Consider the following 20,353-nt stretch of genomic DNA (forward strand, 5'->3'; position numbering starts at 1 on the left):
AACTTATACAAGTTCCGAGTAATTGGAAGGATGTATTTAAAGGCGATACGAAATCTTTCCATTACGGTACATATCGAATAAAGATATTAGTCGATCAGTCGGAAAAGAAGGCGTTGGGGCTTCAATTTAATGAAATTCGGAAGGCTTCAGCAGTTTATGTAAATGGTAAGTTAATAGGAGGATTAGGTAGCCCATCTAGCAAACAGGAGCAATATGAGGCTAGATATTATCCATATTCGGTAGCTATTCCGTCCGGTGCTCGGGAGATAGATTTAGCCATACAGGTTTCAAACCATTTTGGCGAAGGGGGAATAACAGAGCAAGTTCGCTTTGGTCCCTTAGAAGCAATTAAAACTCAAAGCCTTCTTTCAAAGGGCTTACAGCTTTTATTATGTGTTGTTCTTTTGTTACACATATTTTATGCAGTACTTCTTTATTTCCTAGGTTATCGTAAATTGCTCTTATTCTATTTTTCTATGGTTATTTTTTGTGCAACGATTAGCGTTTTAACAAGTGATGATAAACTGCTATATCAATTGATACCTTTTGAATATGAATGGTCAATTAAAATTGTATTTTGGTCCTATATTGGTGTCGCAGCATTTATCCCACAAGTGTTTAAACAGTTGTTCCCTGAATATGGAAAATTTCGAATGGTTCATTATTTTACTGGATTTTGTATATTTTATTGTTTATTCATTTTGTTTTCTCCATCAACTTATCTTTTACAAACATCTAAAGTATTTCTTTTAACGACCCTTTCCCTATTCGTCATTATCTCAACAGTTATACTACAAAGGGCAATAAAGGAGAAAAGGGATATCATTTTCTTACTTTTAGCATGCTATAGCATCGGAATCAATATTCTTTGGGCAATTATTGAATCGCGGTTATCTTTAGAGTTAATGCATTACCCGTTTGATTTAATCATCACATTGCTCTGCTTTACAGCGTATTGGTTTAAAACATTTTTTCGAACAACTAATAAGTCGATTCAACTTACTGAAAAGCTTAAATTAGAAAATAAACGCAAAGATGAATTCTTAGTGAACACGTCACACGAATTAAGGAATCCACTTCATGGTATCATCAATATTACTCAATCCGTTTTAGATGATAAAAATAATCCTCCGAATGAAGAGCAGAGGAACAATCTTGAGTTGTTAATTTCCGTTGGTAGACGAATGTCAATGATGCTAAATGATTTGCTAGATGTAACAAGATTGAAGGAAGAAACGATTCAGTTAGAAATAAAAAGTGTTCGAATCCAATCAGTCGTTACTGGTGTTGTGGAAATGTTAAGGTTTATGTTAGAGGGAAAGCCAATTAAAATCAATGTCGATATAGAGGATACATTTCCTGCAGTCAAAGCAGACGAAAACAGACTGATTCAAATTTTATTTAATTTGCTTCATAATGCGATTAAATATACGGAAGAAGGAGAAATATCTGTTCGGGCAATTGTAGAAAATGAAATGGCTAGGATTGAGGTTGCTGATACGGGTATAGGAATTAAAGAAGAAATGCAGAAGGTTATATTTGAACCTTATGAACAGGTTAACTCGCATTTAACAAAAGCAGGTACTGGCTTTGGACTCGGCTTAAGCATTTGTAAGCAATTAGTTGAGCTTCATGGTGGGACAATTAAAGTAAAATCAACGCAAAACTCTGGCTCTGTGTTCTACTTTACTTTACCATTATGTGGTGAAGTAACAGATATACCAGTTGTAGTGAACGAGGAGGTTGCGACTAGCCTTCTAACTGAACCTAGCCGTTCTACTTTGTATAAAGAAACTGAGGTCATCAAATCATTAAGTCATAATCCTAAAGTCTTGGTTGTTGATGATGACTATGTAAATATCAATATATTGGTTAAAATGCTTGGTACATCCTATGATTTAACGACAGCTACAAGCGTTTCTGAAGCAATTAAAATCCTTGAAGGGAGCCGCTTTGATCTCGTTATATCTGATGTAATGATGCCACATGTGTCTGGTTATGAATTCACCCGTATGATACGAAAGAGGTTTACGATATCAGAATTACCAGTATTACTGTTAACAGCACGAAATCGTTCTGAGGATATTGTAGCTGGTTTCCGTTCAGGAGCAAATGATTATGTCACAAAGCCAGTCGATTCTTGGGAGCTAAAGTCTCGTGTTCGCGCCCTTACGGATTTAAAACAATCTGTTGAAAGACATTTACAAGTAGAAGCTGCATGGTTACAGGCTCAAATTCGTCCACATTTTTTATTTAACACATTAAATTCAATTGCAGCCCTTGGGACAATTGATATTCCGAGAATGCAAGATTTATTGATGGAGTTTAGTAATTACTTACGGACGAGCTTCGATTATCAAAACCATGAGCATGTGGTGAAGCTTGAACGTGAGCTATCATTAGTTCGCTCTTATTTACACATTGAAAAGGAACGATTTGGGGATAGACTCAATATTGTATGGGAGATAGATGCAGATCTCAATATATCAATCCCACCACTTTCCATCCAAACACTAGTGGAAAATGCCGTTAGACATGGTATATTGCAACAATCCAACGGTGGAACCATTACAGTTAGATTAAAAGAGCTTGATGAATTTGTTGAGGTATTTATTATAGATAACGGGATAGGTATGGATGAGGACAAGCTAAGTATGCTGTTGGATAGTGAAACAGAGCAAACGAGAGGAATCGGTCTATTAAATACAAATCGTCGCTTAAAGCAATTGTATGGACAAGGATTAAAAATTGAAAGCTCTCTAAAAAAAGGAACTGTTGTTTCGTTTAAAATACCGAAGAATAGATGATAGTTAAATGTTCTAATTTCTTCACTATGTGACGCCTTAACGGTCACATAGTTTGAGAAGTTAGAGCATTTTCATTTGTTCCCTTTTTTTGTCTCCATTGAAGATACCATTCAGTTATATATGAACTAGGCTTTACACTTAATTCTTCTTGAAGGATATTTTTAAGCAGTTTATATTGCTTGTGAACAGCTAAGTGATTATTCGTCTCAGCGAATATTTTCATTAGTTCAAAATGCGCTTTCTCAGCTTCGGGCTGTCGTTGACATATTGAATGATATAAAGTAACAGCCTTTTGAACGAGATTTGAAGAGGTGTACCATTCGGCTAACTTAAATGAAAGTTGAAGCCATAATACCTTTAATCTATGGCGTTCATTTTCCGCCCATAAATAATCATAGTCTTCTAAATAATCCCCTTTATAAAGAGTTAGAAGGTGCTCATATTTGTTGAATGTTTCACGGTTTACTAGCATATCTGTTTGTAATTCATGCTCCCACTTATCTACATCAACAAATACATTTTCCATATTAAAAATATAACCGTCATTAGTATTCGAAATGTTAAAGTGATTTCCATATGGTTCCAATGTTTTTCGAATATGATAAATGGCAGTATACAATTGTGAATACGCTTTGCTTTGTTCATAAGTAGGCCAAAGCAATTCAATAAGTGTTGCCTTACGAACTAGCTGAGTGCGATGCTGCATCAAATATAAAAATAGTTCCTGTACCTTTGACGTTCGCCAACGGATTGGTAGACTAGGATGATTTTCAAACCCGATCGTTAATTGACCAAACAATTGTATATGAAGATTAGGCTCTGCTATCTGTATACTTTGATCGTTCATCTTAATTCTTTCTTTTAGCCGTTGAATGGTATTTAACAAACGGTCATTACTTACTGGCTTTAAGACGTAATCAAGAGCATTTAAATCAAAGGCTTTAATCGCATAATAATCATGTGCAGAGACAAATACTACATTTAATTTTGGCTTCTTCTCCAAAATTTGTTCCGCTAATTCAATTCCATTTATCCCAGGGAGATGGATGTCTAAGAAAACAACATCTACATCATGGTGAAGGATATATAGCTTTCCTTCTTGAGGATCGGTAAATTTCCCAATAATATTTACATCTGGAATCCTTTTAAACTGCTGCTCTAGATATGCGAGTGCAAGGATTTCATCATCTATTAAAATTATTTTCATGATATATCCCCCTCTATCATATAAAAATGGCAATGATTAGTCGCGGATTAATTGTGAATGTTCCAACAATAATTTATAGAATTAGATACTATATCCTATTTCATTTTTCGTTCTTTTCGATAATCTACCCTATACAGGATAAGTACGTCACAAGTACGTCACAGGTATTGGTAAAAAGAGTAAGCGAAAAGTAACGTTCTAAAAAGTAATACATTATATCTATTTTATACGTTTTTGGAAGGGATTTTAAGTGTTTTTTGTCGTTTTGTGCACTAACCTTCAAAATAGGTTAGTCTTTCAAACGTTTTTGTAAGAAATATGACCTTTTGACTAAGTGGATCTGAAGTTCTTTATGTGTATATTCCTGTATCCGAATGAGTGTATTAGTCGAAAAGTTTTGTTTTTCTAATGAAAAAGCAAAATATATATATTTCGAAAAATTTATGCTATTGATATATATAGGAATATCCGTTATTCAAGTGTAAGGGGAGTTTTGATGTGAAAAAGGTCTTGTTTTTGTTTATAACATTTTTCCTTGTTTTGGGGATATTAGCGAGTGGTTCAAATGAGACAGCAAATAATCGTGAAGGGTGACTCAAAAGGGCCCGACCCCTCCAACAAACACAGGAATATAGTACACTAACCTCGTTATTAGTCTATATTGTGTTTGAGGGGTCTGAACCCTTGGGTTTGAGTCACCTTTTTTATTAACTGACTATTGTTGCTCTCTTTGTTCAAACAACGAAATAATTTCAACAATCGTTTGCGTCGCTTTTATCATATTTTCTACAGAAATAAATTCATATTTTCCGTGGAAGTTCTCCCCACCTGTAAAAATATTCGGTGTTGGTAACCCCATATATGATAGCTGTGAGCCGTCTGTACCGCCGCGAATCGGTTCAACTATTGGCTTTATACTTAAGTTCTCCATTGCTTGATGAGCGATATCAACAATATATTTCACAGGTTCAATTTTATCTCTCATATTATAATATTGGTCATTTAACTCAAGACTAATTGCATCCTGACCATAGATATCCTTAAGCTCATTAACGATGGAAATCACTTTGTTTTTTCGCTCTTCAAACTTCTGTTTATCAAAATCGCGAATAATGTAATGGAGCTTTGTTTCCTCAACATCTCCATCAATTGATAGTAAATGGTAGAAGCCTTCATATCCTTCTGTATATTCAGGAGCTTCCATTTCTGGGAGCTTATGATGAAATGCCATGGCGATTTTTGCAGAGTTGATCATTTTATCCTTTGCAGTTCCGGGATGAACATTTGTCCCTTTACATGTAATTTTAGCTGCAGCAGCATTAAAGCTTTCGTATTGAAGCTCACCTAATGGTCCCCCATCAACGGTATACGCAAAATCTGCATTAAAAGCTGCAACATCAAATTTATGCGGACCCCTGCCAATTTCCTCATCAGGTGTAAATGCAACACGGATGTTACCATGCTTTATATTCGGATTTTCAATAAGATAAGCCATTGCCGTCATGATTTCAGCAATGCCTGCTTTATTATCTGCCCCTAAAAGGGTTGTTCCATCTGTCGTAATTAACGTATGTCCTACATAGTTTTTTAAATTTGGAAAAGTCTTTGGTGACATAACGATATGTAATGCTTGATTTAATGTGATGTCATTCCCATCATAATTTTCAACAATCTGTGGTTTAACATCATGACCAGTAAAATCTGTTGCTGTATCAACGTGAGCCAAAAAGCCAATCGTAGGAAGCTTTTTATCAGTATTAGCTGGTAATGTTGCCATGACATAGCCATTTTCATCGATGGTGACATCTTTCATTCCAATTTGCTTTAATTCTTCAACAAGCATGTTAGCAAGTGTCAGTTGACCAGGTGTTGAAGGACAGGCTTCGTTATTTTCATTTGATTGTGTATCTACTTTGACATAGCGGGTAAACCGTTCAATGATTTCAGATTTCATCGTCATTTCCTTCCCTCATTTATTGTTATTAGTATCATAATAAATCATATCATGAGATAGAGAGAAATAACCACCTGTGAGAGCATCCACAGGTGGTTAGCTATGAGGATTAAACACCACGTCTTGCAAAATCAACAAAACGGAATTTATCAAGACGATGGCGTGATTCTGTATATTGAAAAAGGCAGGCATTTTCTAAATAAACATAATTTTTAACTACGACAATATGTGAAAAGCCTTCTAAATCAAGGTGATTTCGATCCTCACTCGTGCATTCCTCTACTACGATTTCTTTTTTTGCAAAGCTAATCTTAAGCTTAATTTCGTTTTCTAAATAATCATATATAGAGCCTTCACAAATTTGCTTTGTTAACGTTGGAACATATTTTTTTAGAAAGTAGTCCTTGTCTAAAATAATTCGTTCTCCTCCAATTGTTCGAGAGCGAATAACCTTCCAAATTTCATCCTTACTCGAAGTCTGTAATTGCTGTTTTAAAAATGGATTAGGCCTGATTAAGCCAAAATCATGTACAGTAGTTTTAGCTTCGGAATGGAACGTTTTTGAAATTTCTTTAAAGCTCACTAGTCCGGAAATTGGAAAGCTCATTTTTTGTACATCAAGCACAATCGAGCCCTTGCCGCGAATTTTTTGGATAAAGCCATTTTGAGCTAATAGATTCAATGCTTTTCGAATCGTTTCTCGGCTTGTTTCATATGTTAGCGCTAAGTCATTTTCAGAGGGAATTGCTTCCCCTGCTTTAACCTCGCCTGATTTTATTTTTTCTGTCCATTCCTTGTAGATGGCAAGATATTTATTTGTTTTCATCCTTATCACCGCTCTTATCTATTAAGGCAAAAAAGCTCCTAAGTAAAACCTTTCTTAGAAAAGTCTTACTTCATCTTACCATGAACAAGCATAAGGGTGTACTGCTGTAAATTGTCTGCTTATTTCTTTAAATAATAGACGACTGATTCATATGGTCGAAGCTCCATGTTCTCAAATGTATTGACTGAATCTGAGTAATTTGAAATCAATTGCTCCCTTGAGAAATCATTCACATCAATATGCTCAGGTAATTGAAATACAGTTGGCTGACTATAAAAGTTATTTACTACTAAAAGCTTTTCTGTGTTAGTTGAACGAATATATGCAAAGATTTGCTCATCATCCTCTAGCAGTAATTCATAATCTCCATCGGTAATAATGTCATATTCCTTGCGTAAGGAAATTAACTTTTTATAATGATAAAAAATAGAATTTGGATTTTTGATGGCAAGTTCAGCATTGATTTCTTTATAATTACTTGCAACCTCAATCCAAGGTGTACCTGTGGTGAATCCAGCATGATCTGAATCATTCCACTGAACAGGTGTACGAGAGTTATCTCGGGATTTATGTCTTAAAATCTCTAATACCTCTGCTTCAGGCATACCCTTTTCCTTTAGAATATTGTACATATTTATGGATTCAACATCACGGTATTGCTCGATAGAGGTGAATTTTGGATCAGTCATTCCAAATTCCTCACCCTGGTATATATATGGTGTTCCTTGCATCATATGAATGGTCGTTGCAAGCATTTTTGCTGATTGAATGTGGTATTCACCATCATTTCCATATCTTGATACAATTCTCGGTTGATCATGATTACACCAAAACAGTGCATTCCATCCACCACCTTTGTTCATCTCTGTTTGCCATGTTGAGAGAATGTTTTTTAATGCATGAAAATCCATCTCACCGAGCGCCCATTTTTCACCGTTAGGATAGTCGACTTTTAAGTGATGGAAATTAAACGTCATACTAAGCTCGTTACGGCTAGGATTTGAGTATTTAATACAATGCTCGATCGTTGTCGATGACATTTCGCCAACTGTCATACTATCATGCTTTGAAAAGACTTTCTTGTTCATTTCTTGGATAAATTCGTGTACACGTGGACCATCTGTATAAAACTTTCTTCCATCACCTGGTGGAACAGACCCATCATCATCAGGGAATTCTTGATTTTTTGAAATTAGATTTATAACATCTAAGCGGAAGCCATCAACACCTTTATCAAACCAAAAATTCATCATTTTGTAGACTTCCTGACGAAGTTCTTCATTTTCCCAGTTTAAATCTGCTTGTGTGACATCAAAGAGATGAAGATAATATTGCCCTGTCTTTTCATCAAATTCCCAGGCAGGTCCCCCAAACTTTGAAATCCAGTTCGTTGGGACCGAGCCATCTTCTTTTGGATCCCTCCATATATAAAAGTCGCGATAACGATTTTCCTTCGAGGATGCGGCCTGTTTAAACCATTCATGCTCTGTTGATGTATGATTCACGACAATGTCCATAATGATTTTAAGACCGCGCTTATGCCCCTCTGTAACTAAACGGTCAAAATCCTCCATTGTACCGTACTCTTCCTGGATTGAATAATAGTCACTTATATCATATCCGTTGTCACGCTGCGGGGATTTATAAATTGGTGTTAGCCAAATGACATCAACACCGAGATTTTTTAAGTAATCAAGTTTTTCAATAATCCCTTGAATATCCCCTACTCCATTTCCTTGTGTATCATGAAAGCTTTTCGGATAAATCTGATAAACAACAGCTTTCTTCCACCATGGTTGTTGTTTCATTTCTTCCACCACCTATTATTTTTTAGGCTCTGTTAAACCTGTCTGTTTGCGTCCTGTAGACTGTTAGGAATCCTAGTTGTATCTGACTCGTTATATTTTAGTCTGGAGTCTTATGCCCAGTGTAACCGTAAGCTTTTATCTAGCCATTATTTAAGTAAAAAGACACTTGCATCGTAAGGCCTTAATTGAATTGATTCTAGCTCATGAGTTAGCTTTTCTGGATAATTACTAATTAATAGTTCTGCTGATTGATAAGTAATATGTTCAGGTAATTCGAACATTGGCTGCCCTTCATAGAAATTGCAAATGACAAGTAGCTTTTCGTCACCAAGTGTTCGTGTGTAAGCAAAAATTTCTTGATGCTCAGGTAAAAGTAGCTCATATTTTCCATATACGATAACGTCATACTTTTTTCTAAGCTGAATGAGCTTACGATAATAATGATAAATAGAGTTAGCGTTAGATATTTCTGCTTCTGCATTGATTTCAATATAATTTGGATTGACCTTTAGCCAAGGTGTACTAGTTGTAAAGCCTGCATTTGGACTAGCATCCCACTGCATTGGTGTGCGTGAGTTATCCCGCCCTTTCGCATAGATACTTTCCATAATTTGCTGATGGGGAATCCCTGCTTCTGTTTGCTCCTTAAACATATTAATGATTTCGATATCGCGATAATCTTCAATGGAATCGAAGCGAATATTGGTCATCCCAATTTCTTCTCCTTGATAAACATAAGGGGTACCCTTCATCATGTGAAGCAATGTTGCAAGCATTTTTGCAGATTCAACACGGTATTTCTTGTCATTTCCAAAGCGAGAAACAGAGCGTGGCTGATCATGATTATTGAAATAAAGACTATTCCAGCCAGTATCTTCAAGGGCAAGCTGCCATTTTGATAAGTTAGCCTTTAAATCAGCCAATTTTAATGGTTTTAAATCCCATTTCCCATTTTCTCCATTATCAAGACCCATATGCTCAAACTGAAAAACCATATTTAATTCTTTGCGATCTTCACTTGTATATAGCTTGGCTAGTTCAGGTGTCACTCCTGGCATTTCTCCAACTGTCATGACATCATAATGAGAAAGAACTTCACGGTTCATTTCCTGTAAGTAATCATGAATATGCGGTCCATTCCGGTAAAATTTACTACCTGATGCATATTTTTTTCCCGGCTTTAAATCTCCATCCTCAAAATTTTCCGGCTTTGAGATGAAATTGATGACATCCATTCGAAAGCCGTCAATCCCCTTTTCAAGCCACCATTTCATCATGTTATAAATCTCTTTGCGAAGAGATGGATTACACCAATTTAAATCAGGCTGTTTTTTTGAGAAAAGATGCAAATAATATTCGTCAGTTGCTTCATCGTATTCCCAAGCAGAGCCACCAAAGTTTGAATACCAATTGGATGGTTCTTTTCCATTTTTCCCTTTTCGCCAAATATAGTAATCACGATATTTGCTGTCTTTCGACTGCCTTGCTTCCAAAAACCAAGGATGTTCATCAGAGCTGTGATTGACAACTAAGTCCATAATGAGCTTCATGCCGCGCTCATGAACCTCTACTAAAAGCTGTTCCCAGTCAGCCATTGTTCCGAAATCATCCATTATATCTTGATAATCACTAATATCATAGCCATTATCATCATTTGGTGATTTGTATACAGGCGATAACCAAATGACATCAATGCCCAAATTCTTTATATAATCAAGCTTTGAAATAATCCCTTGTAAGTCCCCTATTCCATCTCCATTGCTGTCCATAAAACTTCGAGGATAAATTTGATAGACGACACTTTCCTTCCACCATGCTTTATTCATGAAGTAACAACCCCTAGTTGAGTGATATTTTTGGTAGTTTAATTTGTGTAAGCTATAATCGCCTAACTGCTATTCATATGTAAAAACGAAGATACGATACCATCATTGCCAAGTCTGGCGTGATGGTATCGTAAAAGTTGGTTTATTCTATTATTTTTGTTTACGGATTTTACCGAAAAATAGTGTGAGTACAAAAGGAACGATAATAACAATGGCCATGCCGATAAAGAATGCACCCCAGTTTTGTGGGAAGATCGATAAGAATGCAGGAAGACCACCAACACCAACAGATGGCGCTTTTACAGCTTGAACGGAAATAAATGCACCAGCAAGGGCTGATCCGATAATAGCTGAAATAAATGCATATCTAAAACGTAAATTCACACCGAACATCGCTGGCTCTGTAACCCCTAAATAAGCAGATACTGCTGAAGTAACGGATAAACTTTTTAGTTTTTCGTCCTTTAGAATAAACATCATCGCAAGTGCTGCTGTTCCTTGGGCAATATTCGATAATGCAACCATTGGCCATAGGAATGTGCCGCCAGTGCTACCGATTAATTGTAAATCGACTGCTAGGAAGGTATGGTGCATACCTGTAATAACGAGTGGAGCATACAATCCACCATAAATGAGACCACCAATAATTGGCGCAAATTCAAAAATATTAACTACAGCATCTGTGATGACGTTACCAATAGCAAACGTAATTGGTCCAATCGCGATAAATGAGATGAGTCCTGTTATTAATAGAGCAATTGGTGCAACTAATAAAAGCTGGAATGAATCAGCAATTTTGCTTCTTAACCATTTTTCGAGTTTAGCTAATACATAGGATGCCACTAACACTGGTAAAACTTGTCCTTGATAACCAACCTTTTGAACCTCTAATCCAAATAGGTTCCAAGTTGGAATTTCCTCAGCTGCCCCGTAACCCCATGCGTTTAAAAGATCTGGGTGAACGAGCATTAAGCCTAAAACGATCCCAAATAATGGGCTTCCCCCAAAGCGGTTTACTGCAGACCAACCAACAAGACCTGGTAAAAATGTAAATGCTGTGTTGGCAATTAAGTTGATAATGCTGGCAACATCGGCCCATTGTGGGTATTTCTCAACAATCGATTGTTCAAAGAAAATGCCTGGTCCTGTTAATAAATTATTAATCCCCATTAATAAACCGGCTGTTACGATTGCAGGTAAAATCGGGATAAAAATATCTGCTAATGTTTTAATTGCACGTTGCAAAGGATTTAAATGTTGTTCAGACGCCTTTTTCACGTCTTCCTTAGATGCTTCCCCTACACCTGTTTGATGAACCATTTCCTTATAGACCTTATCAACGGTTCCTTGGCCAATAACAACTTGAAACTGCCCATTCGTTGAGAAGGAACCTTTAACCAGGTCGATTGCTTCTAGAGCTTCTTTATCAACCTTTCCTTCATCGACTAAAGCAAAACGCAAGCGTGTAACACAGTGCGTTGCTGCTGATATATTGTCTTTTCCACCAATGGCGTCAATAATTTGACTAACTTGTTTTTTATCAACATTCATGGTTTTTCCTCCTATATTGATAGATGTTAAATCGTAAAATTAATTATTAGAGCGTTTTCATACCATGCCAGAGACGACTAACATGTATATACATGTTATGATGTTATCTTATACCTGTATATACAAGTTGTCAACGAAAATTAATGCGTTTTCAATTACCTAATTATGGCAAATGGAAGACAATCAGTAAAACTTAACTAGTGTTAGTAGTGTCTTATTGTTTCAAAAAGATACAAATGGTAAAACAGAGATAGGAAATAAAAAATGATGGAGAAGATATAAGATGACCTTTTTAGAAAGAATTACCCCATTTTTAAATACAGAAGATGCAGTTGTTCAAGAATTCATTTTGCATGCACTTCACGATTATTCAGAAACAGATAGAAAAACAATTGAGTTGTTAATCAAGGAAGCAAATCAAAATGAGGAAAAACGGGCAACTATTTTATTGTACCTATCGGTTGATCCGAATCATGAAGAGCTTGTTCGCTTATTAACTGATGGCATCCACCAATCATCAAGTGAATACCGACAATTGTATATTCAATTATTAAAGGATCTTAATCCTAATATTGTATGGAAAAACAAGGATGCTTTAGAGCCGTATTTTTCAAAAGATGAGTGGCAGTTGTTTGATTTGCTAGTAAACGGAACGAGGGAAGATGTAAAGAGAGAATATGCCAATATTCTTATTAAGCTGGAGGCTGAGCAAGCATTCGATGGAGTTTTATATAAACAGGCAAAAAAAATTGCCCTTACTTTAGTAGAGAACAATTGGATAACAGAAGCGGAAATTGCAAAGTCAGTTGAGGGAAATATTGAAAAGCAGTGGTTTGATTATGATGGAAAATTAGCAATCTATATGATCAGCTTAATAAAAAGCGCAAGATTTATTCCGCAATTGGTTCCATTACTTGTCCGAGATGATGACGTTTTGTTAGAGGAAGTTGCTGCAGCCTTAATTTCTCTTCAATCAGATGAAGTTGTTGCTGCGGTATCCCCTTATTTACTAAAGGAGGAGTCTTATCTATATGCAACCTCTATCATCGAAAATATTAAGTCGGATTATGCAATAGATGTTTTGCGAAAGGCTTACCATCAAGTAGAGGATGATGAAAATAAAGAGATGATTATTGAAGCTCTCGCCCATCATGTAAGTCCGAAGGCAGAACCAGAAATAAATGATTATGTAAGTAAAAGACCTGTTACCTTTTACTATAGTCTTGCAGAATTAGCATATAGCTACTATCAATTAATTGGTACCAGTCACCCTCTTTTTGATGAATGGGTAGAAACGATAGAGGAAGAAAGAAATGCTCCAAATGATATTGCTGAACTGTCAGTAAACGTTGAAAAGGTTGGAAGAAATGACCCGTGCCCATGCGGTAGTGGGAAGAAGTATAAGAAATGCTGTCTATAAGTGCTATCTTTATTTGCTTAAAACGTACTTCTTATTTAAACTCTATATAGACTCTTTAGTATGGAGTGAATGTAGTGGATAGTAAACAAGAACAAATTTTTGATATTATTGATGTAAGTTTACTTGCAGGGAAAATTATGTTACGAAGTGGAGCTGAAACATACCGAGTCGAAGATACGATGATGCGGATTGCGGCTGCATATGGAATCGAGCATTCTCATAGCTATGTCACCCCAACTGGAATTATATTTTCGGTTGAGCGCGAGAATGTGACAGAGCTAGTGAGAATCGTTGATCGTTCAACAGATTTACAAAAGGTTGCTAAAGTTAATAATATCTCAAGATTAATTAGCAGTGGTGAACTTACCGTCGAAGAGGCTCTTTCACAGTTAAAGGAGGTTGAAAGAGACCCTCATGCATATCCAATTTCGATCCAAATTATCGCTGCATCGATTGCGAGTGGCTGCTTTTTAATTATGTTTAAAGGCGGTTGGATAGATGTTATACCTGCAATTATTACAGGTGGAATCGGCTTTACGAGTTTAATTTATCTTCATCGCTTAGTTGAAGTGAAATTTTTCGCTGAATTTCTTGCAGCTTTATTAATCGGTCTTTTATCAGTACTATTTATTGAGACAAATTTAGGTGTGGAACTGGATAAAATCATTATTGCATCGGTAATGCCTTTAGTTCCTGGATTATTAATAACAAATGCTGTAAGAGATTTAATGGCAGGTCATTTAGTATCAGGGATATCAAAAGGTGCTGAGGCGTTTTTAACAGCCTTTGCAATTGGTGCAGGTGTTGCGGTTGTATTTTCAATCTATTAGGGGGGATTTATCATACTAGTTGAACAAATTATTACAAGTTTTATAGCTTCAGCTGCATTCGGTGTGATTTTTAATGCCCCTATTAAATCGTTATTTAAATGTGGATTTGCTGGAATGATTGGTTGGGTAATCTATGTTATCCTTTTTGAATACTCCGGAGATAGTGTATTTGCTTCTGTCCTTGCTTCGTTTATTATCGGGGTCATTAGTCAATACTTTGCAAAGCGATATAAAACCCCAGTGATTATTTTTAACGTATCGGGAATTATTCCTCTTGTCCCAGGTGGTTTAGCTTATGATGCGATGAGAAGAGTTGTAGAAAATGATTATAATACAGCGATTTCCCTTGCTGCAGAGGCGTTTATGATTTCTGGCTCAATCGCGATTGGGTTGGTGCTTTCAGAAGTACTTAATCAAATTTATCGTAAGGCAACTATGAAGAGAATCGTAAATAATTAGTAAATCATCTTAAAAAGCGGATGTCACTATTGTATAATAGACTGATGTAATTACAAGTAGAGAGGTTATTTAAATGAATACATTTATTAACAATCAGATTGAATTGTTTCAAGAAAAAAATAAAAATCGTGGACGCTTATTAGTTAGCTGTCCAGACCAGCCAGGTATTGTTGCAGCAATTTCTAAGTTTTTATTTTCACATAATGCAAATATTATTGAATCAAGTCAGTATTCAACAAATCCAGAGAACGGCATGTTTTTTATTCGCATTGAATTTGAATGTCCAGGATTAAAGGATAAAGCAAAGGAAATTGAAGAGCAATTTACAGAGATTGCGAGTCAATTTGATATGGAATGGAAATTAACACATGTTTATCAAATAAAAAAGGCAGCGATATTCGTATCAAAAGAGCTTCATTGTTTGTTAGAGCTTTTATGGGAATGGCAAAGTGGCGATTTAATGGCAGATATTGCACTTGTCATCAGTAACCATGAAGAAGCGAGAGATGTTGTAGAAGGATTAAATATTCCATTCTATTACATCCCAGCTAACAAAGATATCCGAGAGCAAGTCGAAGAGAAACAACTGCAATTGCTTAAAGAGTATGAGATCGATGTCATTGTTCTCGCGCGTTATATGCAAATTTTAACACCAAAATTTGTTGCAGAAAATCCGAATAAAATTATTAACATTCACCATTCATTCTTACCTGCCTTTATCGGGGCAAGACCATATGAGCGCGCCTATGGCCGTGGTGTGAAATTAATTGGGGCAACATCTCATTATGTTACAAATGATCTTGATGAAGGCCCAATTATTGAACAGGATATAAGCCGAGTTGATCATCGCGATAATGTTGATTCCCTTAAAAAGATCGGCCGTTCCGTAGAGCGAAGTGTTTTAGCGCGAGCTGTAAAGTGGCACTTAGAAGACCGGATAATTGTTCATCAAAATAAGACAATCGTGTTTTAATTTTAATCCCCTTTATAAAGGGGATTTTTTATTGAAATGAGGTTGGAAATGCTCCTAATGAAAACCGTACATTTCTCATTGCAAAAACCATTAAAAGAAAAGATTCTATGCTAAGAGGTTGGTTTTTTGTGCGGATTTTATAAAGGTTGATTGGAACGGATTACAGGAGACTCCTGCTTAGAGAATTGTGTAAAGAGAAACCCGACAGGTGCACAGTTACAAGGAGAATCCCGGATCGCCTGCGGAAAGCGAAAGCATATGTCTGAACTAAAAATTTAACAAAGCAAATAGATAAAAACTGAATGTAACTCGTAAAACATTACCCCACGTTTATTATGTTTAATGGTATAATAATTTCAATAATTTGATAACAGGGGTACGCTATATGAAACGATTAAACGGCAAAACGGTCGCTCTCTGTGGGCAACGTAAGTCAGAGGAATTAAGCAAGCTAATTGAAAACCTAGGTGGAGTAGCGTTAGTCCGTCCAGCACAAGGGACTGTATTTCTCGATGAAGCGATTGTAGAGGGAGAAATCAAGGCGCTTGTTGAAGGCTCGTTTGAATGGTTTATATTTACGACAGGAATAGGAACAGATAAGCTATATCAAACTGCTGTAAATATGGGGCTTGGTGAAAGATTTATAGATGCACTGAAAAATGCAAAAGTAGCGGCTAGAGGATATAAAACGGTAAATATGTTAAAAAAATTGGGGATTGCCCCTGATGTGAGAGATGATGATGGGAGTACAGCAGGGCTTATCCGACAATTGAAAAATGTTCAATTATATGGTTGTCACGTAGCACTCCAATTACACGGTGATCCGGCACCTGCCTTACTAGCCTTCCTTGAAGAACAAGGAGCTTCATATAAGGAAATCTTACCTTACAGACATACTCCTCCAAATCAAGAGGTTATGAAGCAATTGGTTGATGAAATTGTTAATGGAAAAGTAGATGCTGTTAATTTTACAAGTACACCACAGGCGAGGTTTTTGATGGCTTACGCAAAGGATCAAGGCTTAGAAGAAAAAGTATTACATGCCTTTTCAACTAACGTGATTGCTGTTTCAGTTGGTAAAGTAACTGCACAAGCCTTGAGAGAGGTTGGGATTGAACGTATCGTTATCCCGGAAGAAGAGCGAATGGGAAGTGCAATCATTGCTCTTGTTCATTATTTTCAAGAGAAATAAGGTAAAGGGAGGTCATTATTTAAAAGATGATGACCTCCTTTTTTATTTTGGCTATGTTAAAGCTCATTGTTGATTTTCTAGCGCCCGATTTATTGTGGTGAGTGTATGAGACTCCTTCCTAGAGAAGCGTGAAAAGGGAGAGCCTACAGGCGCTAACCTTAAAGGAGGCCTGGACCTCTCGTGGAAAGCGAACGTTGCAAAAGGAAATAAACAAGGTTACCAGCGCCTTTATTTTGATTTATAGTAATAAAACTCAATGTTTTCATTTGGCTAGAAAATAATCATTAGTACCTTGCAATGTTCACTAGTAGATGTTATTATATAGCTTAGTTGGAAGCAATTGTTATTTTTGGTCTGCTAGTGAACAATATACAGTAGTGAACAACATATAATAGGAGATGACCAAAATGAATGTGCAATTTAAAAAAGGGGTACTTGAGCTTTGTGTTCTAGTTTTAATATCTAAAAAGGATCAATATGGATATGAATTGGCTCAAAATATATCGAAGCATATTGATGTAGCGGAAGGAACTTTATATCCTCTCTTAAGAAGATTAACGAAGGAAGATTATTTCACTACTTATTTAGTTGAATCTACCGAAGGACCATCACGTAAATATTACACATTGACTAAAAAGGGCAGAGACTATATGGAACAATTAGTCACTGAATGGCGGCAGTTCCGCAGAAGTGTAGATACATTAATTGGAGAGGAGTTGGGAAGAAATGAATAAAGTTAGTTTTCTTAATGAGCTTTCTAACCAGTTAAAGAAAATACCTCGAAGTGATCGTGAAGATATTCTCTATGACTACGAGGAACATTTTCAACTAGGCTTAGAAACTGGAAAATCAGAGGAAGAAATAGCTGAAGACTTAGGAAATCCGAAGGTAATAGCAAAGGAGCTATTAGCAGAATATATGATAACTCAAGCAGAGAGTGACCAATCCGTTACAAATATTTCACGTGCTATCTTTGCAACAATTAGTCTAAGCTTTTTTAACCTCATTTTCTTACTTGGACCGATTGTAGCAATTATCGGGGTATATATTTCATTAGCTGCAAGTGCAATTGCGTTCACTCTTTCGCCGTTATTATTAATTGTTTCAGTCATATTTAATGGTACAGAAGGTATACTTTTACAATTTTTTATTACTTTAACATTGTGCGGCATTGGTATTTTATTAAGTATTGCTTCCATTTACATTGGTAAATTTCTATATAGCGTTATGGTGAAATATGTTAAGTTTAATGTGCGTATTATCAAGGGGGGAACGAATAGATGAAAAAAATCCTATTAGGTGCTTTGCTCGCAATCGTTATCGGGATAGTAGGCATGTTCTCAGTTGGGGGGAATGTATTTTCACAAAGTCATTATGTAGAAATAGATGAAAAAAAGACGTTAAAAGCAAATCAAATTAAAGAGCTCGAAATTAACGGAGACGTTGTTGATGTACACATATCTGAAAGTAAATCCGATGAGATCGACATTCACTTTTATGGTGATGTCGGAGAAAGGCTAAAGGACCAAATTCAATTTGAAGTAGAAGAAAAGGCATCTAAAGTTGAAATTACTGTTGACCAGAAAAATAAATGGTTCGTGCAAATACCATTTATTTATGATGAAATTAACAGTGAAAGAAAGCTAGATATAAGTATACCAGCTAAACTTTTAAAAACATTGGATGTAAAGTCGGATATTGGTAACATATCAATTGAAGATGTACAGCCATCAACCTTAATAGCTCGTAGTGATACCGGAGAAATCGATGTTCAAAATTTCGCTGGAAAAGGTCAGTTTACATCTGATATTGGGGATATCTCTTTAGAAAATATTAGTGGGAAAGTAGAGGCAACAACTGATACTGGAGAGGTTGAGCTTCAGTTAATGAATCTTTCGGATGATATAGAATTAAATTCGGATGTAGGGGATATTAAGGTTGTCGTTCGGGGTGAAGCAAAGAACCTTTCCCTTGATTTAAATAGTGAAATTGGTGACGTAACAGTGGCGGGCTTTGACGGCTTTCAAAATAGCTCATCTAATAGTGTGATTACAAATATTGGTGCGGGTGGTCCGATCATAAAGGCTAAAACTGATGTAGGCGAAATAGAAGTTGTAAAGCAATAACAAGATTAGATGAAAGAGAAGGTGGTTTAAAATACAAGGTTCAGACTCCTCAAACACAATATGTAATAGTTTTTATTATATACCAGTGTTTGTTAGAGGGGTCAGAGCCTTTTGAGTCACCAACTTTTTATTTATAAATTTATGTTAAATCATAGAGCGGATTTCTTTTGTTAGCGCTTAACATCCTCTATAATAAGCATGTACATATGTAATTCATAACATAAATAGGGATGTGGGAAATATGAAATATCGTCAATTGGGGAATACGGATTTAAAAATTAGTGAACTTAGCTTTGGAACATGGGCGATAGGTGGATCATGGGGGAAATCCGATGACCAAGAAGCATTAAAGGGCTTGGAAAAGGCCATGGATGCAGGTGTTAACTTCTTTGATACGGCGGATGTCTATGGAGATGGTCATAGTGAGGAGCTACTAGCAAAGGCAACAAAAGGCAAAGAAGATAAGGTTTATATTGCAACGAAATTCTGCCGTGCTGGAGATATTCGCGATCCGAAAACATACTCCGAGGAAGCGGTAACTGCTTATTGTGAAGCAAGCTTAAAAAGATTACAGCGTGAAACGATCGATCTTTATCAAATTCATTGTCCGCCAATGGAAATTTTGCAATCTGGACAAGTGTTTGCCGTGTTAGATAAGCTACAACAGCAGGGGAAAATTAGACATTATGGGGTAAGTGTCGAAACGATTGATGAAGGCTTGTTTTGTATAGAACAGCCGAATGTAAAGGCATTGCAAGTGATTTTTAATATTTTCCGTCAAAAGGCTATTACTGAATTACTTCCACAAGCAAAGGAGAAGGGTGTTGGCATTTTAGCTCGTGTACCGTTAGCAAGTGGCCTATTGACAGGTAAATTTACGAAGCAGGCAACATTTGAAGCAGATGATCATCGTAACTTTAATCAAAATGGCGAGCATTTCAATGTTGGTGAAACCTTTGCTGGTATTGAATTTTCTAAAGGTGTTGAACTAAGTGAACAGCTTAGCTGGATCGCTGAAGGCAGAGAAAATATGACAAGAGCTGCCTTACGCTGGATCCTCGACCATGAAGAGATTACTACCGTTATTCCTGGATTTAAAACCGTTAAACAGGTTGAGGACAATTTACAAGCAACAGCGGTTCCAGCCTTTAGTAAGGACGAACGAAAGCGATTGGCAGATTTTTACCAACAGGAGATTCATCCAAATATTAGAGGTGCTTATTAAGTTGTTAATCAGTTAAAATATCGATTCATTCCCTTTTCGTGTAACAGTAAGCTCTGTTACACAAAAAGGGTTTTTTTATTTACCTAGTTAAAGCCTGCCGAAGGTGACTGTAACAACGCTTTTTCTTCCTCATTAATTAGCAATCTTTA

At 36.2% G+C, this 20,353-nt stretch carries 16 protein-coding genes; 10 read left to right on the forward strand and 6 right to left on the reverse strand.

What is annotated here, in order from left to right; genetic code table 11:
• The coding region (locus HU235_RS05540) for a hybrid sensor histidine kinase/response regulator (RefSeq protein WP_174879559.1) at positions 1 to 2,807 on the forward strand (2,807 nt) is incomplete at its 5' end.
• Between the two features lie 43 nt (positions 2,808 to 2,850).
• Here the strand turns inward: HU235_RS05540 and HU235_RS05545 are convergent.
• The 6 genes from HU235_RS05545 to treP form a co-directional block, all read right to left on the reverse strand.
• The gene (locus HU235_RS05545; RefSeq protein ID WP_174879560.1) at positions 2,851 to 4,014 is read right to left on the reverse strand and encodes a response regulator; all 1,164 of its coding nucleotides are present in this window, start codon (positions 4,012 to 4,014) and stop codon (positions 2,851 to 2,853) included.
• Positions 4,015 to 4,729: 715 nt separating this feature from the next.
• Positions 4,730 to 5,968: a peptidase T gene (gene pepT / locus HU235_RS05550; RefSeq protein WP_174879584.1), complete on the reverse strand. Its 1,239-nt coding sequence runs from the start codon at positions 5,966 to 5,968 to the stop codon at positions 4,730 to 4,732.
• Between the two features lie 109 nt (positions 5,969 to 6,077).
• Positions 6,078 to 6,794 carry a trehalose operon repressor gene (gene treR, locus HU235_RS05555; RefSeq protein ID WP_095300336.1) on the reverse strand — a complete coding sequence of 239 codons (717 nt, stop codon included), beginning with the start codon at positions 6,792 to 6,794 and terminating at the stop codon, positions 6,078 to 6,080.
• Between the two features lie 119 nt (positions 6,795 to 6,913).
• On the reverse strand, positions 6,914 to 8,602 hold the full coding sequence (treC, locus tag HU235_RS05560) for an alpha,alpha-phosphotrehalase (RefSeq protein ID WP_174879561.1): 1,689 nt from the start codon (positions 8,600 to 8,602) through the stop codon (positions 6,914 to 6,916).
• Between the two features lie 146 nt (positions 8,603 to 8,748).
• Positions 8,749 to 10,428: a glycoside hydrolase family 13 protein gene (locus tag HU235_RS05565; RefSeq protein WP_174879562.1), complete on the reverse strand. Its 1,680-nt coding sequence runs from the start codon at positions 10,426 to 10,428 to the stop codon at positions 8,749 to 8,751.
• Between the two features lie 150 nt (positions 10,429 to 10,578).
• Positions 10,579 to 11,979 carry a PTS system trehalose-specific EIIBC component gene (treP, locus tag HU235_RS05570; protein ID WP_174879563.1) on the reverse strand — a complete coding sequence of 467 codons (1,401 nt, stop codon included), beginning with the start codon at positions 11,977 to 11,979 and terminating at the stop codon, positions 10,579 to 10,581.
• Positions 11,980 to 12,262: 283 nt separating this feature from the next.
• Here treP and HU235_RS05575 point away from each other — a divergent pair, with 283 nt between their 5' ends.
• The 9 genes from HU235_RS05575 (at position 12,263) to HU235_RS05615 (ending at position 20,204) form a co-directional block, all read left to right on the forward strand.
• On the forward strand, positions 12,263 to 13,399 hold the full coding sequence (locus tag HU235_RS05575) for an SEC-C metal-binding domain-containing protein (RefSeq protein ID WP_095300329.1): 1,137 nt from the start codon (positions 12,263 to 12,265) through the stop codon (positions 13,397 to 13,399).
• A gap of 74 nt (positions 13,400 to 13,473) precedes the next feature.
• On the forward strand, positions 13,474 to 14,229 hold the full coding sequence (locus HU235_RS05580; protein WP_095300327.1) for a threonine/serine exporter family protein: 756 nt from the start codon (positions 13,474 to 13,476) through the stop codon (positions 14,227 to 14,229).
• A gap of 9 nt (positions 14,230 to 14,238) precedes the next feature.
• Positions 14,239 to 14,688, forward strand: coding sequence for a threonine/serine exporter family protein (locus HU235_RS05585; RefSeq protein ID WP_095300372.1), 450 nt, complete (start codon positions 14,239 to 14,241; stop codon positions 14,686 to 14,688).
• 73 nt (positions 14,689 to 14,761) lie between these two features.
• Entirely contained in the window at positions 14,762 to 15,661 is a 900-nt protein-coding gene (gene purU, locus HU235_RS05590) for a formyltetrahydrofolate deformylase (RefSeq protein WP_095300325.1), read from the forward strand.
• A 385-nt stretch (positions 15,662 to 16,046) separates the two neighbouring features.
• Positions 16,047 to 16,853 carry a uroporphyrinogen-III synthase gene (locus HU235_RS05595; RefSeq protein WP_174879564.1) on the forward strand — a complete coding sequence of 269 codons (807 nt, stop codon included), beginning with the start codon at positions 16,047 to 16,049 and terminating at the stop codon, positions 16,851 to 16,853.
• Between the two features lie 407 nt (positions 16,854 to 17,260).
• Positions 17,261 to 17,587, forward strand: coding sequence for a PadR family transcriptional regulator (locus HU235_RS05600; protein ID WP_095300321.1), 327 nt, complete (start codon positions 17,261 to 17,263; stop codon positions 17,585 to 17,587).
• Positions 17,580 to 18,137 (forward strand): DUF1700 domain-containing protein, encoded by a 558-nt coding sequence (locus HU235_RS05605; RefSeq protein ID WP_174879565.1) that lies wholly within the window; start codon positions 17,580 to 17,582, stop codon positions 18,135 to 18,137. Before HU235_RS05600 ends, HU235_RS05605 begins: the two co-directional genes overlap by 8 nt.
• Positions 18,134 to 18,979, forward strand: coding sequence for a DUF4097 family beta strand repeat-containing protein (locus tag HU235_RS05610; protein WP_174879566.1), 846 nt, complete (start codon positions 18,134 to 18,136; stop codon positions 18,977 to 18,979). Before HU235_RS05605 ends, HU235_RS05610 begins: the two co-directional genes overlap by 4 nt.
• 241 nt (positions 18,980 to 19,220) lie before the next feature.
• Positions 19,221 to 20,204 (forward strand): aldo/keto reductase, encoded by a 984-nt coding sequence (locus HU235_RS05615; protein WP_174879567.1) that lies wholly within the window; start codon positions 19,221 to 19,223, stop codon positions 20,202 to 20,204.
• Positions 20,205 to 20,353: the final 149 nt, after the last annotated feature.

The sequence above is a fragment of the Metabacillus niabensis genome (genome assembly GCF_902829255.1).
GTDB classification, from domain to species: Bacteria; Bacillota; Bacilli; order Bacillales; family Bacillaceae; genus Metabacillus; species Metabacillus niabensis.

Bases quoted from the DNA above. Each gene is read 5' to 3' on its own strand.
- purU (WP_095300325.1), top strand. From the start codon at position 14,762: ATGAATACATTTATTAACAATCAGATTGAATTGTTTCAAGAAAAAAAT.
- HU235_RS05545 (WP_174879560.1), bottom strand. From the start codon at position 4,014: ATGAAAATAATTTTAATAGATGATGAAATCCTTGCACTCGCATATCTA.
- pepT (WP_174879584.1), bottom strand. From the start codon at position 5,968: ATGAAATCTGAAATCATTGAACGGTTTACCCGCTATGTCAAAGTAGAT.
- HU235_RS05600 (WP_095300321.1), top strand. From the start codon at position 17,261: ATGAATGTGCAATTTAAAAAAGGGGTACTTGAGCTTTGTGTTCTAGTT.
- HU235_RS05575 (WP_095300329.1), top strand. From the start codon at position 12,263: ATGACCTTTTTAGAAAGAATTACCCCATTTTTAAATACAGAAGATGCA.
- HU235_RS05595 (WP_174879564.1), top strand. From the start codon at position 16,047: ATGAAACGATTAAACGGCAAAACGGTCGCTCTCTGTGGGCAACGTAAG.
- treP (WP_174879563.1), bottom strand. From the start codon at position 11,979: ATGAATGTTGATAAAAAACAAGTTAGTCAAATTATTGACGCCATTGGT.
- HU235_RS05615 (WP_174879567.1), top strand. From the start codon at position 19,221: ATGAAATATCGTCAATTGGGGAATACGGATTTAAAAATTAGTGAACTT.
- treC (WP_174879561.1), bottom strand. From the start codon at position 8,602: ATGAAACAACAACCATGGTGGAAGAAAGCTGTTGTTTATCAGATTTAT.
- HU235_RS05605 (WP_174879565.1), top strand. From the start codon at position 17,580: ATGAATAAAGTTAGTTTTCTTAATGAGCTTTCTAACCAGTTAAAGAAA.
- treR (WP_095300336.1), bottom strand. From the start codon at position 6,794: ATGAAAACAAATAAATATCTTGCCATCTACAAGGAATGGACAGAAAAA.
- HU235_RS05565 (WP_174879562.1), bottom strand. From the start codon at position 10,428: ATGAATAAAGCATGGTGGAAGGAAAGTGTCGTCTATCAAATTTATCCT.
- HU235_RS05610 (WP_174879566.1), top strand. From the start codon at position 18,134: ATGAAAAAAATCCTATTAGGTGCTTTGCTCGCAATCGTTATCGGGATA.